Source organism: Actinoplanes sp. DH11 (genome assembly GCF_020873875.1).
GTDB lineage: Bacteria > Actinomycetota > Actinomycetes > Mycobacteriales > Micromonosporaceae > Actinoplanes.
This window is the reverse complement of sequence record NZ_JAHWGU010000010.1, coordinates 200,158-213,052: the sequence shown is the minus strand read 5'-3', so window position 1 is coordinate 213,052 and position 12,895 is coordinate 200,158. Positions and strand designations below refer to the sequence as shown.

The 12,895-nt window shown below is 72.5% G+C and carries 13 protein-coding genes; 8 read left to right on the top strand and 5 right to left on the bottom strand.

Annotation, left to right across the window (positions count from 1 at the left end; translation table 11 throughout):
• Together rsgA and aroA are read right to left on the bottom strand one after the other, a co-directional pair.
• Entirely contained in the window at nucleotides 1-1,062 is a 1,062-nt protein-coding gene (gene rsgA, locus LPA41_RS17110; RefSeq protein WP_229071579.1) for a ribosome small subunit-dependent GTPase A, read from the bottom strand.
• A gap of 2 nt (nucleotides 1,063-1,064) precedes the next feature.
• Nucleotides 1,065-2,348 (bottom strand): 3-phosphoshikimate 1-carboxyvinyltransferase, encoded by a 1,284-nt coding sequence (aroA, locus tag LPA41_RS17105; RefSeq protein WP_229071388.1) that lies wholly within the window; start codon nucleotides 2,346-2,348, stop codon nucleotides 1,065-1,067.
• Between the two features lie 1,167 nt (nucleotides 2,349-3,515).
• On the opposite strand from aroA, the gene LPA41_RS17100 reads away from it, so the two are divergent.
• The 5 genes from LPA41_RS17100 (at nucleotide 3,516) to rsrA (ending at nucleotide 6,737) form a co-directional block, all read left to right on the top strand.
• Nucleotides 3,516-4,193 carry an SOS response-associated peptidase gene (locus LPA41_RS17100; protein ID WP_229071386.1) on the top strand — a complete coding sequence of 226 codons (678 nt, stop codon included), beginning with the start codon at nucleotides 3,516-3,518 and terminating at the stop codon, nucleotides 4,191-4,193.
• Nucleotides 4,194-4,384: 191 nt separating this feature from the next.
• Entirely contained in the window at nucleotides 4,385-4,780 is a 396-nt protein-coding gene (locus tag LPA41_RS17095) for a WhiB family transcriptional regulator (RefSeq protein WP_229071385.1), read from the top strand.
• 33 nt (nucleotides 4,781-4,813) lie between these two features.
• Nucleotides 4,814-5,437 (top strand): alpha/beta family hydrolase, encoded by a 624-nt coding sequence (locus tag LPA41_RS17090; RefSeq protein ID WP_374238168.1) that lies wholly within the window; start codon nucleotides 4,814-4,816, stop codon nucleotides 5,435-5,437.
• Between the two features lie 209 nt (nucleotides 5,438-5,646).
• Nucleotides 5,647-6,447: a sigma-70 family RNA polymerase sigma factor gene (locus tag LPA41_RS17085; protein ID WP_229071383.1), complete on the top strand. Its 801-nt coding sequence runs from the start codon at nucleotides 5,647-5,649 to the stop codon at nucleotides 6,445-6,447.
• A gap of 5 nt (nucleotides 6,448-6,452) precedes the next feature.
• Entirely contained in the window at nucleotides 6,453-6,737 is a 285-nt protein-coding gene (gene rsrA / locus LPA41_RS17080) for a mycothiol system anti-sigma-R factor (RefSeq protein WP_229071381.1), read from the top strand.
• A gap of 49 nt (nucleotides 6,738-6,786) precedes the next feature.
• Here the strand turns inward: rsrA and LPA41_RS43290 are convergent, their stop codons facing one another.
• Nucleotides 6,787-6,861 (bottom strand): 50S ribosomal protein bL37, encoded by a 75-nt coding sequence (locus LPA41_RS43290; protein ID WP_369752275.1) that lies wholly within the window; start codon nucleotides 6,859-6,861, stop codon nucleotides 6,787-6,789.
• A 133-nt stretch (nucleotides 6,862-6,994) separates the two neighbouring features.
• Here LPA41_RS43290 and LPA41_RS17075 point away from each other — a divergent pair, with 133 nt between their 5' ends.
• Nucleotides 6,995-7,210 (top strand): biotin/lipoyl-binding carrier protein, encoded by a 216-nt coding sequence (locus LPA41_RS17075; protein ID WP_229071379.1) that lies wholly within the window; start codon nucleotides 6,995-6,997, stop codon nucleotides 7,208-7,210.
• A 71-nt stretch (nucleotides 7,211-7,281) separates the two neighbouring features.
• Here the strand turns inward: LPA41_RS17075 and LPA41_RS17070 are convergent, their stop codons facing one another.
• The gene (locus LPA41_RS17070; protein WP_229071377.1) at nucleotides 7,282-8,820 is read right to left on the bottom strand and encodes a tetratricopeptide repeat protein; all 1,539 of its coding nucleotides are present in this window, start codon (nucleotides 8,818-8,820) and stop codon (nucleotides 7,282-7,284) included.
• Between the two features lie 160 nt (nucleotides 8,821-8,980).
• Between LPA41_RS17070 and LPA41_RS17065 the strand changes: the two genes are divergently transcribed.
• Both LPA41_RS17065 and LPA41_RS17060 read left to right on the top strand, forming a co-directional pair.
• Nucleotides 8,981-10,015, top strand: coding sequence for an SIS domain-containing protein (locus tag LPA41_RS17065; protein ID WP_229071575.1), 1,035 nt, complete (start codon nucleotides 8,981-8,983; stop codon nucleotides 10,013-10,015).
• A gap of 15 nt (nucleotides 10,016-10,030) precedes the next feature.
• The gene (locus LPA41_RS17060) at nucleotides 10,031-11,575 is read left to right on the top strand and encodes a sensor histidine kinase (protein WP_229071375.1); all 1,545 of its coding nucleotides are present in this window, start codon (nucleotides 10,031-10,033) and stop codon (nucleotides 11,573-11,575) included.
• 23 nt (nucleotides 11,576-11,598) lie between these two features.
• Here the strand turns inward: LPA41_RS17060 and LPA41_RS17055 are convergent, their stop codons facing one another.
• The gene (locus LPA41_RS17055) at nucleotides 11,599-12,684 is read right to left on the bottom strand and encodes a glycosyltransferase family 39 protein (RefSeq protein WP_229071373.1); all 1,086 of its coding nucleotides are present in this window, start codon (nucleotides 12,682-12,684) and stop codon (nucleotides 11,599-11,601) included.
• Nucleotides 12,685-12,895: the final 211 nt, after the last annotated feature.

Here is a 12,895-nt window from a genome sequence, read left to right as displayed (position 1 = left end):
CTAGGCGGTGGATCCCTCTTCCCGCTGCGGGTCCAGGTCGCCGGCGCGTGAGCTGAGAAGCCTGCGGTACGAGGCCAGCCGTCGCGGATCCGCATGGCCCTGCGCCACCCAGGCGTCCAGACGGCAGTCCGAGTCGGCCGCACTGTGCCCGCAGTTCGGCTGGTCCTCCAGCGTCCCCTCGACCAGGTCCGGAAAGCCGTGCAGCAGGCTCTCGGCGCTCACGTGGGCCAACCCGAAACTGCGGATCCCGGGCGTGTCGATGATCCAGCCCGGATCCTTGCGGGACCCGCCGACCGGCGGCAGCCGCAACGCCACCGCGCTCGTCGAGGTGTGCCGGCCCTTGCCGATCGCGCTGACCACACCGACCGCCCGCAACGCGTCCGGCACCAGCCGGTTCACCAGCGTGGACTTGCCGACACCGGAATGGCCGACCAGGACCGAGATCCGCGTCGCCAGCCGGCCGCGCAGCTCCTCCAGGTCGCTTCCGGGGCGGACCAGCACGTACGGCAGGTCCAGCTCGGCGTAGTAGTCGAGCACCTGCTCCGGCCCGGCCAGGTCGGCCTTGGTGAGGCAGAGCAGCGGCTCGACACCGGCGTCGTACGCCGCCACCAGGCACCTGTCGATGAACCCGGTCCGCGGCGGCGGGTCGGACAACGCGCTCACGATGACCAGCTGGTCGGCGTTGGCCACCACGACCCGCTCCAGCCGGCCCTCCGGGGTGGTGTCGTCGTCGTCGGCGGTGCGGCGCAGCACCGACGTCCGCTCGCTGATCCGCACGATCCGGGCCAGCGCTCCCGGTGCCCCGGTCACGTCGCCGACCAGCGACACCCGGTCACCCACCACCACCGACTTGCGGCCCAGCTCCCGGGCCCGCATCGCGGTGATCACGTCGATCTCGCCGGTGTCCTCGCGGACACAGCCGTACCGCCCGCGGTCGACCGTGATGACGAGCGCCTCGACGGCGTCGTCGTGTTTCGGCCTGGTCCGGGTACGCGGACGGGACGAGCGTCCCGGCCGCACCCGGACGTCGTCCTCGTCGTACTCCCGCTTACGCCCTGGCAGAGTTAACTCCTCGACACGAGTCCCGCCCAGAGTTCCGGGAACTCGGGCAACGTCTTCGACGTACAACCTACGTCGGCGAGGTGGATGCCCGGCACGGCGAGGCCGACAACCGCCGCCGCGTGGGCCATCCGGTGGTCCGCGTACGTCTCGAAGGTCGTGCCGCGCAGCGCGCCCGGCACGATGCGCAACCCGTCCGGGAACTCGGTGACCCCGGCACCGGCCTTGCCGAGCTCGGTGGCGAGCGCGGTGATCCGGTCCGTCTCGTGGCCCCGGATGTGCGCCACCCCGCGCAGCTCGGACGGGCCCTCAGCGAGCGCGGCAAGCGCGGCGAAGACCGGAGTGAGCTCGCTGACCTCGGACAGGTCGGCGGTGATCCCGCGCAGCGTGCCGGTGCCCCGCACGGTCAGGCCGGCGTCCGACCGGGTCACCTCGGCGCCCAGCGCGGTGAAGAGCTCGGCCATCCGGTCCACCGGCTGCCAGCTGTCCGCCGGCCAGCCCGCCAGGGTGACCGCGCCACCGGTGACGGCCGCGGCGGCGAAGAAGGGCGCGGCACCGGAGAGGTCCGGCTCGATCGTCCAGGTCGATCCGCGCAGCGCGCCCGGCTCGACCGTCCACACATCGGGCACGCTCTCGTCCACGGTCGCGCCGGCGGCCCGCAGCATGTGCGTGGTCATCCGCAGGTGCGGCGCCGACGGCACCGGCGGTCCCTCGTGCCGCAGGGTCAGGCCCTTGGCGAAGCGCGGCGCGGAGAGCAGCAGACCCGAGACGAACTGGCTGGAACCGGAGGCGTCGATGACCGCCTCACCGCCCTCGACCAGGCCGGTGCCGTGCACCGTGAGCGGCAGCCCGCCGGCCGGCGACGCCTCGATCGCGACACCGAGCGAGCGCAGCGCCTCGACAACCGGTCGCAGCGGCCGGTTACGCGCGTGCGGATCCCCGTCGAACTCCACGGTCCCGTCGGCGAGCGCGGCAACCGGCGGCAGGAACCGCATGATCGTCCCCGCCAGCCCCACATCGACCCGCGCCGGCCCACGCGGCGCCGCCGGCCGCACCGCCCACCGATCGTCCGCCCCGGTGTCCACGTCCACACCGAGCGCCCGCAGACCGGCAGCCATCAGCATGGTGTCACGCGCCCGCAGCGGCGCCTCGATCACCGAGGGGCCACCGGCAAGCGCGGAGATCACCAGGGCGCGCGCGGTCATCGACTTCGAGCCGGGCAGTCGCACGGTCGCCGCGACCGGGCCGGAAGCGGACGGGGCGAGCCAGGGGCGAGGTTCAGCAGTCACCCGCCCATTCTGCCGCCGCCACCACCCGTCACCGTCCCGCGTTCCCGCCCCCCGAGACGCCAGGGGTACGCGCAGTCACCGTCCCGGCGTACCCCGGCGTCCCCTCAGCCACCCCCACGGCATACGTCGGGAGTGCGCGCGGCCGCCGTCTTGGCGTACCGCCGGGTCGGTCCAGTCACCATGCCGGCATACGCCGGGAGTGCGCTCGGCTGCCGTCTTGGCGTACCTCCGGGTCGGTCCAGTCACCGTGCCGGCATACCTCGGGCGTACACGCAGTCATCGGCGCGGCGTACCCCATCGCTCAGCGCACCGTACGCCCGGCATTCCTCGTCCTGAGCCGACACATCCGACGCCTTGTGAGGCGCGCCGGCGCGGGCCGCGTTTTCCCTCGCGTGCCGCGTGATTTCCCGCGCTTTCCTTATATCTACTGTGCGGAGTGCCGCGCTTTCCGTGGGAGCGCGCCCATGGCCGGTGGATACATCGAGTGCGCGCCCACAGTCGAGCGGGTCCAGGCGAGCGCGGCGGCCGAGCAGGCCGTTGCCGCGATCCGCTCCTGCCTCCCCGGTGTCCCCTGCTCCCTGCTCCCGCCCCCTGCTTCCGCCCCCTGCTCCCGGCCCTGCTCCCGCCCTCCCTGCTCCCGCCCCCTGCTTCCGCCCCCTGCTCCCGGCCCTGCTCCCGCCCTCCCTGCTCCCGGCCCCTGCCCCAGCTCCCTGCTGCCAGCCGCGCCGGCGCCTCGATCGCTGCCCAGCCGATACCGCTCGCGCATCGATCGGCGCCTTCCTTGCTGGCCCCGGTGACACCGCACGGGCAGTCCCCGTCGAGATGTTGATCTGCTAGCGCTACGAAATCGCTGTGATCATGGGCCTAAAACCGCGATTTCGCACCGCTAGCAGATCAACAAACGCCACGCGGACCCACCGCAGCGGGCCGCGGCTCCTCGCGCACCCGCCGCCAGAAGCCGAAGGCAAGAAGCAGCACGCCGCCTACTGCACCTCGGCTGCCGCCCGGCTGCCGTGCCGTGCCTGCTTGCCGGTCCGCCTGCCTGCCGTGCCTTCCGCCCTGCCTGCCGGTTCGCCGCCCACCGCGGCCATCCACCCACCGTGCGCCCGTCCGGCGTTGGTGCGGCGGGGGCGGACGACCGGCCTCCGGCGGCGTAACCTGCAGCGCATGTGCGGCCGATACGCGACCACCAGGAGCAACGCCGACCTCAGCACGTTCTTCGAGGCGGTGGATGTGGCGGAGCCGTTGCGGGCCAGCTGGAACGTGGCGCCTACCGAGTCGGTGCCGCTCGTCCGGAACTCGGTGTCGCACGGTGGGCGGGTGCTCGGGACGGCGCGCTGGGGCTTTGTGCCGCCGTGGGCGCCGGATCTGCGCGGCGGAGCTCGGATGATCAATGCGCGGGCGGAGACGGTGGCGACGTTGCGGTCGTTCGCGCCGGCGTTCGCGCGGCGGCGCTGCCTGGTTCCGGCGGACGGCTGGTTCGAGTGGGTGCGGGCGGGCAAGCAGAAGCAGGCGTACTACATGACGCCTGCGGACGGCTCGCCGCTGGCGTTCGCCGGTCTCTGGTCGGCGTGGGGGCCGGAGTCGGTGCTGACGTGCAGCGTCGTGACCACCGCGGCGGTGGGTGGGCTGGCCCGGGTGCACGACCGGATGCCGCTGATCCTGCCGGCGGACCGGTGGGGCGACTGGCTGGCCGGCGGTGGTGATCCGGAGCGGCTGTTGCGGCCGCTGCCGGAGCGGGATCTGGAGGCCATCGAGGTGCGCGCGGTGGGGCCGGATGTGGGCAATGTTCGCAACAACGGACCGCAGTTGCTGGAGCCTGCCGCCGAGGTGACGCTTTTCTGAACTTCCGAAGATCAACGTTGGTCTTTGTCGGTTTATGCGCCTATTTCGAATTGACAACTTTGTTTCAAGATAGATCACCCCCTTGTTCTGATCTTGTACGGTGCGGTACAAACCGACGCCGGAGTGGTACTGGTCCGTAAGGTGCGGTCCGGCCGCCACAGCACTTCCGGTCCCACGGGGGAGGTGGGCTGATGACACGAGCACGCATGCCGCGTCCGCACGAGGTGGCCATCGCGCGACGCGACCCGCGGCTGCTCGAGGCGATCGCGCAACGACGAACCGACGAGGCCTGGCGGACACGCGGTGTCTGCCGCAGTGTCGACCCGGAGACATTCTTCCCGGCGCCGAACGAACCGTCGGGTGGCGCGGTCGCGCTCTGCGGCACCTGTGACGTCCAGGGTCCATGTCTGGCCTGGGCACTGCAGGTCGGCGACTGCCACGGGGTCTGGGGCGGCACCACGCCACGCGAGCGGCGGGCCATGCTCGTCGCGTGGCGGGAGCGGATCACACCGGAGGGCGACCTCGTCGAGGACGGCGAGGCCGATGACGATCGCCGGTTGTTGAACCTGTTGCCGGTCAGTCGCTGATAGAACCGTCAGTCGCTGATAGAAACGGAGCTTGTGTCCAGCTCCGCGTCGGCGATCCGAGAACTGAAGATCGAAACTCCGCGCGGCCCCGCCGCCGTCCGCCTCACCGAACCACCCGGTCCGGCGGCGAGCCTGCTCGTCCTCGGCCACGGTGCCGGTGGCGGGGTCGACGCGCCCGACCTGACCGCCGTGCACGACACGGCGGTGGCGGCGGGCGTCCGGGTCGCGCTCGTCACCCAGCCCTACCGGGTGGCCGGCCGGCGCGCGCCCGCACCGGCCGGGCATCTCGACGAGGCGTGGGTGACGGTGGTGGGCGCGTTGGGCGTACCCGGCCTGCCGTTGATCCTCGGCGGCCGCTCCAGCGGAGCACGCGTCGCGTGCCGGACCGTGACCACCCTCGGTGCCGCGGGGGTGCTCGCGCTGGCGTTCCCGCTGCATCCGCCCGGCAAGCCGGAGAAGAGCCGGGCCGGTGAGCTGCCCGCGACGGTGCCCACCCTGGTGATCAACGGGGACCGGGACCCGTTCGGCGTGCCGGAGCCGTCCGGCGCCGTCGAGGTGATCGTCCGGCCCGGCGCCGTCCACGATCTGCGCAAGGACGTGGCGGGCACCGGCCGCCTCGCCGTCGAGTGGCTGCGGTCGCACGGCTGGGCGCACTGATGCGGTGACCCGGACCCGCCCGCTCGATGACGACGGCGCGGGCTCGGCGACACGCCTCCCGGGCGCGCGGCGGATGACCGCCGGGCGCGCGACGAGGCGGATGACCGGCCGGGCGCGGAACGAGGCGGATGACCGGCCGGATGCGGAATGGCAGGTACCCCCACGGCGTTACAGGACATGCAAGTCTTTCGTGGGAAGGGGAATCCCTAGTGGGTGCCGGTACCGAGTTCGTCCAGCGTGACGGCCGGGAGGCGACCCGGGTCAGGAGCTTGCTGAGCTCCCCCGAGTGGCCGGCAGTGGAGACACCGCCGGCGAGTCCTCCGGTGAGCGTCAGCACACCCGCGGTTTTCGAAGGCGTTACAGGGGCACTACCCGTATCCTCGGCACGGTCGAGGGGGGAGTTCAGGGTGGCCCAGAAGGAGCGGACTGACGAGCGACGTCTGCGGTTCGAGCGCGACGCGCTGCCGTTCGTCGACCAGTTGTACGCGGCCGGCCTGCGGATGACCCGTAATCCGGCCGATGCCGAGGACCTGGTGCAGGAGACGTTCCTCAAGGCGTTCTCCGCGTTCCACCAGTTCGAGGAGGGCACGAACCTCAAGGCCTGGCTGTACCGGATCTTGACGAACACCTACATCAACTCGTACCGGCGCAAGCAGCGGCAGCCGGTGCAGGCGCCGACCGAGGAGATCACCGACTGGCAGCTCGCGTCGAGCGAGTCGCACACGTCGCAGGGTCTGCGGTCGGCCGAGACCGAGGCGCTGGACCGGTTGCCGGACAGCGACATCAAGCAGGCGTTGCAGTCCCTGCCGGAGGACTTCCGGCTCGCCGTCTACCTGGCCGATGTCGAGGGCTTCTCGTACAAGGAGATCGCCGACATCATGGGCACGCCGATCGGCACGGTGATGTCCCGTCTGCACCGGGGACGGCGCAACCTGCGCAAGCTTCTCGAGGAGTACGCCTCCGAGCGGGGCATCACCCGTGCCACGACGTCCGAGCCGCAGGGGGCCTGACACCGATGTCGACCGACGACACCGAACACGACAGCGATTGCAGCATCGTCCTCAGCGAGGTCTACCTCTACCTGGACCTCGAGTGCAGTGAGGAGCGGCGTTCGCTCATCCAGAAGCACCTGGACGAGTGCACCGGATGCCTGCGGGAGTTCGGCATCGAGCACGAGGTGAAGGCCCTGGTCGGCCGCTGCTGCGGCGACGAGCGGGCCCCGGCGGAACTGCGCGACCGGCTGCGGCTGAAGCTCGGCCAGCTGGAGTCGCAGACCGAGAGCCGGGAGTTCCTGCTCTAGGTCCCTGACGCGGTAAACAAAAGGCCCGGCGGATGCCGGGCCTTTTTGTTCAGCTGTTGGGACGCTTGCCGTGGTTGGCAGAGCTCTTCTTGCGGGCCTTCTTCTTGCGGGCCTTCTTCGCCATGGCGGGACTCCCTTCCGTGGTGCCTTCTCGACGCCGATCGTAGTTGGCCCGTCCGTCGCGCCGGGACGTGGCCGGGGCGTATCCGTGATTTGATGACGTTCCCTACAGCGGCGAGCAGAAGGATGATCCCCTCATGGCTGACGAGATCCGGGCCGAGATGGTGGCCAACGTGTGGAAGGTCGTGGCCTCGGTCGGCGACAGCGTCTCCGACGGGGACACGCTGGTGATCCTCGAGTCCATGAAGATGGAGATCCCGGTCATCGCCGAGTCGGACGGCACGGTCGCCCAGCTGGCCGTCGGCGAGGGCGACGTCGTCCAGGAGGGCGACCTGATCGCCGTCATCAACTAGGCCTCAGAGGGTCTCTCAGGCCTGCGAGACCGTCAGGCCTGAAGAAGGACCGTCAGGCCTGAGACGGGCCGTCAGGGCTTGTAGAACGACCGCCGCAGCCAGTTGACCCGCCGCTGGCGCGGGACCACGGGCACCCGGATCGTGGCCGCGGCCAGTTCCCGGGTCGGGCGGTCCAGGCCGGGCGCGGCGAGAGCCAGCTCGGCGACCGCGCGGGCCGCCGGGCCGGACATCTCGCTGAGCCGTCCGGCAACCACGGCCGCCACGTCGGAGCGTGCCCCCGGATCCACCCAGGCGTAGGTGACGAGCGCGAAGAGCGCCGCCTGGGTGACCCGGTCCAGGTCTCCGTCGAGCAGGCCGAGCAGCAGCCGCCGGCGGCTGGAGTCGAGCCACGGCTCGGCACTGCCGTGGTGCAGCAGCCCGAGACAGGCCCACACCTCCAGCCCGGTCGGCTGGCGTGCCTCGGTGACGGCGGGGTGGGCGAGCAACGAGAGCAACTCCCACGGCTCGACCAGGACCAGACCGAGCGCCCGGTCGTACGCCGCCGGCGGGTGCGCCCAGGTCGGCGTGGCGACCCGGAGCAGCCGCCGCACGGCGTCCGCCGACGGTTCGGCGTTGACCGGCGCGCGTCCCGGCGGCAGTGGTGCTCCGGACGGCATGCCGCCGAGCCAGGGCGACTCCCGGCAGCACTCCTCCAGGTCGGTGTGCTCGTGCGCGTCGTCCGGGTGGTCACGGATGAAGTCGGCCAGCTCGACCAGGTGGGCGACGTCGCCGTCGGCCCGGTAGCGCAAACGGTGCGCGGTGTGCACCACGCAGTCGAAGTCGGGGTCGCGTTCCAGGGCCAGTTCGGTCCAGCGCAGGGCCTCGTCGAGCCGGTCCAGGTCGGCCAGGGTGGCGGCGACGTCCGCGTACACCGAGAGGTCGTCGGGGTCGTAGGCGACGGCCCGGCGCAGTGCGGCGAGCGCCTCGGGCATCCGGCCGGCGCTGCGGTACGCGTACCCCAGCCAGATCTCGCCCAGCTTGGAGGGTTGTGCCCGGGCGCCGCGGGCGGCCCAGTCGACGGCGAGCCGGACCTCGCCCAGCCGGCGGGCCAGTGCCGAGCCGGCGCCGAGCAGCATGGCGTGCTCGCCGTGCGCGGCGACCGCGTGCCGGATCACCGTGAGGTACGGCCGGAGCGTGTCGGTGGTGCCGGCGGGCGCCGGGTCGCCGACCGCGGTGCAGAGCCGCATCACGGTGCGGGCCAGCAGGCCGGGCTCGATGCGCGCGCCGAGCGCCGGTGCGGCGACCCAGGGCACCCCGGCCCAGTCGGTGCCGGGCTGGCCGGCGCTTGCCGCGACGAGCAGCGGCAGGCCGTCCTCGGGGTGGCCGGCGGCGGCGAGCAGGTGTGCGCGGGCGACCATCCGGCCGGGTGGTTCGTGCGGCTCGGCCGGCAGCAGGCCGAGCCCGCCGCCGGCGGTCGCGGCCAACCGGCTGAGCAGCTCGTGGATCTCGGGCAGGGTGGGTGCGTGGGTGAGCGCACCGGCGAGGTGCCCGGCGGCGCCGGCCGTGTCGCCGCGCTCGAGGGCGGCGCGGGCGCGCGCGAGGTCACGGTGTGCCGAGGGGTGGGAATCCACGAGCAAAGACCCTAGGGGAAGTGCCGCCATATGTCAGTCCTCATGTTTGCGCACTCCTGCGCGAAACCTTGACCTAGTAAGCTTTTTCTTGCAAGACTGCGCAGCGATTGCGCGAAATTTGGATGTTGGGGAGGATCACGTGACACAGCGAGGCCATGGCATGTCGGCGGACATCGCGGAACAACCGGCCGGTTTCGCCCGGCTGCTCGAGTCCGGTCCCTCCGGTGCGATCGCCGAGGTCGCGGCCGAGATCGCCCGCCGCCGGCCGCGCAACGTGCTCTTCGTGGCCCGGGGCACGTCCGACCACGCCGCGCTCTACGGCGCGTACCTCACGGAGATCCGCCTGGGGCTGCCGGTCGGCAGTGCCTCACCGAGCGCGATCACGCTCTACGGCGCGCGGCCCGACTTCACCGGCACGCTCGTCGTCGGGGTCAGCCAGAGCGGCGGATCGGCCGACCTCACCGGGGTGCTCGGCGTGGCCCGGGAGAAGGGTGCGCTCACCCTCGCGGTCACCAACAACCCGGAGTCGGCGCTCGCCAAGGCCGCCGAGCTCTCCGTCGACGTGGCGGCCGGGCACGAGCGGGCGGTCGCCGCCACCAAGACCTACACGGCCGAGCTGCTGGCGCTGCTGATGCTCGTCGAGGGCGTGCGCGCGGGCGACGGCCGGCTGCCCGCCGAGGAGCGGGCGGCGCTTGCCGAGCTGCCGCGGCTGGCCGAGGGTGTGCTCGCCGACACCGGCCCCGAGGACCTGGCCCAGCGGTACCGGTTCGCCTCCAGCCTGGTGACCACCGGCCGGGGTTACGCCTACCCGACCGCACGGGAGGCCGCCCTCAAGCTGATGGAGACGTCCTACCTGCCCGCCCTGGCGTTCTCCGGCGCCGACCTGCTGCACGGTCCGCTCGCCATGGCCGACCCGGACGTGCCGGTGCTCGCGGTGGTCGGCGACGGTCCCGGTGGCCGCTCGATGCGCGACGTGGTGACCCGGCTCGGTGAGCGCCGGGCCGACGTGGTGACGATCGGCGCGGCCGACGTCCCCGGTGCGTCCGCGCGGCTCGCGGTTCCGGCGGTCGAGGAGCGGTACAGCCCGCTGCTCGACATCCTGCCGCTGCAGAAGCTCGCCCTCGCCCTGGCCCTGGCCCGTGGTGAGGACCCGGACGCGCCTCGCGGCCTCAAGAAGGTCACGACGACGCTTTAGAAATAAGCTGGGCTCGTGTCCACCCTGCGTGACCTCGTCGAAGAACACACCACCCTCAGTCCCGCCGACATCGACCACCTGCACCGGCTCGCCGGTGACTGGCAGCTGCTCTCCGACCTCTCCTTCGCGGATCTGCTGCTCTGGGTGCCGATCAAGGGGGAGCCGCGGCAGCCGCGGGAGTTCCTGTGCGTCGCGCAGGTGCGGCCGGTGACCGCGCCCACGGCGTACCAGGACGACCAGGTCGGCAAGATCGTCGGCGGGCCGGAGGTGGCGCACCTCGAGGTGGCGCTCACGCAGGAGCGGATCTGGCGGGAGGGTGACCCGGTCTGGTACGGCGACACCCCCGCCCGCCACGAGGCCATCCCGGTCCGGTTGCGCGACGCCACCGACCTGGAGGAGGGGTACAGCGAGGTGATCGCGGTGATCGGCCGCGACACCAACCTGAGCACGGCGCGGACGCCCAGCCAGCTCGAACTGAACTACCTGACCACGGCCGACGACCTGGCCCAGATGGTCTCCGACGGAACGTTCCCGCCGCCCCGGCACCCGGGGGAGACCACGTCGGCGCCGCGCGTCGGTGACGGCATCATCCGGCTGGACTCGTCCGGCAAGGTCACCTACGCCAGCCCGAACGCGCAGTCCGCGTACCGGCGTCTCGGCTTCAACTCCCACCTGGTCGGCGAGGAGCTGGCGAACCTGGCCGTCCGGCTCTCGGCCGACCCGCTGGAGGGCAACGACGCCGCCGAGCGGATCCTGTCGTCGCTGCGCGGCGAGTTCTCGCCCCGGATGGAGGTGGAGGCGCGCGGCGCCACCGTGCTCACCCGGGCGTTGCCGCTGCTGCCCGCCGGGGTGCCGATCGGCGCGCTGGTGCTGGTCCGCGACGTCACCGAGATCCGCCGCCGGGAACGCGCCCTGATGACCAAGGACGCCACCATCCGGGAGATCCACCACCGGGTCAAGAACAACCTGCAGACCGTCGCGGCGCTGCTGCGCCTGCAGGCCCGGCGGGTCGACGCGGTGGAGGCCCGGATGGCGCTCGAGGAGTCGGTACGCCGGGTCGCCTCGATCGCGCTCGTCCACGAGACGCTCTCCATGTCCAGCGACGAGGCGGTCGAGTTCGACGGCATCGTGGACCGGGTGGCCACCGCCGCCACCGAGGTCGCCGCCACCAGCTACCCGGTCCGGATGCGCCGCGAAGGCACGTTCGGCGTGCTGCCCGCCGAGATCGCCACCTCGTTGGTGATGGTCCTGAACGAGCTGCTGATCAACGCGGTGGAGCACGGCTTCCCGGCGGCGGACGACGACGAGGAGGTGCCCGCGCCGGCGACCGCGGGCGAGGTGGTGGTCTCCGCGCACCGGTTCCGCAAGCAGTTGCACGTCACGGTCGCCGACAACGGGCAGGGCCTGCCGGAGGGCTTCAAGTTCGAGGGCGGCAAGCGGCTGGGGTTGCAGATCGTGCGGGCGCTCGCCACCGGGGAACTGCGCGGCAGCATCGAGATGCGCAACCGGGCCGGCGGCGGCACCGAGGCCGTCCTGGTGGTCCCACTCGCGAAACGCTGACGGGCGGGGGCGGGGGCGGGGGGTCAGCCGCCGGGTCCGCCGGGTGCTGCCGCGGGGCTGTGGTGGGCGTCGGTGCGGCGGATCGCCTCATGCTGGGGCAGGGCGAGCGCGACCACGGTGAGCAGCGCGAGCACTGCCCGCAGGCGCAACCCGCGCAGGGCGGCCGCGGCGCAGAGCGCGACCGGCACCAGCGCCGGAAGAGCCCAGTGCGGTGCCCAGAAACTGCCGGTCAGGGTGAGCGCGACGGCCAGCGCCAGCGGCGGCACGGCGGCGAGGACGGCCAGTTCGCGGATCAGGGCCCGGTCCGGCCAGCGGGCGGCGAGTGCCAGGCCGAGCAGGAACAGCAGGGCCGCGGCCGAGGCGAGCAGCGCGGCCGGCGGGTGCTGCGAGGTCCGCCACGGCAGGTCCGGGTCCCAGGCGAGGAGCGCGGCCTGCTGCCGCATTCCCAGGGAGATCAACGGCGCCGGGGGTACGAGGGCCAGCACGGTAACCGGGAGCCACCACAGCAGGGCCGGCTGCCGGCTCAGCGACCAGCGGGACACCATCGTGTACGCGTGCCCGGCCAGGATCAGCAACGCCGGGAAGTGCAGCAGGCCGGTCAGCGTGACGAGCAGGCCGTACCCTGCCCAGCGCCCCCAGTGCGGCCGGTCCAGGGTGCGGTAGAGCAGCAGGGTGGCCGCGGTGGCGCAGAGGAAGGCGAGGGCGAACGGGCGGGCCTCCTGGGCGTACCTGCTGACCGCCGGCACTGCGGCCAGGAACAGCCCGCCGCGGAGGCCGACACCCGGGGTCAGGACGCGCCGGCCCAGTTCACCGGCGAGCCCGGCGCCGAGACCCATCGCGACGAGTGACGGCAGCCGCAGCGCCGGGACGTCGTGCCCGGCGAGATCGGCCCAGAAGTGCATGAGCAGGTAGTAGAAGGCGTTCACGGCGTCGGTGTCACGGGCTGCGCGCAGGATCGCTTCGGGGTCGAGCCCGGCCGCCACCCGGGTCAGTTCCTCGCCGGGGCCCGGGTCCGGGACGGCCAGTCCGATCAACCCGGCCGAGACGGTGAGCGTGGCCGGGACCAGGAACGGCCCCCACACCCGGATGGTGGCTGCCGGACTGGACAATGCGCGGCTCCCGGAGGATCGACCTTCGCCTGCGCCGAGCCTGTCAACCTTCCGTAGCGTTGTCACTACACCATGTGGCTGAGCTTCGATCCCGCAGCCCGTACGCGGACGGTCACCACGCGTTCGCGCTGTGCTGCTCTGCACACTCCCGGATTCTGGACCGCACTGGCCCAGAATCGTTCGGCGTGAGAGGCTTGCCCACATGACCGCT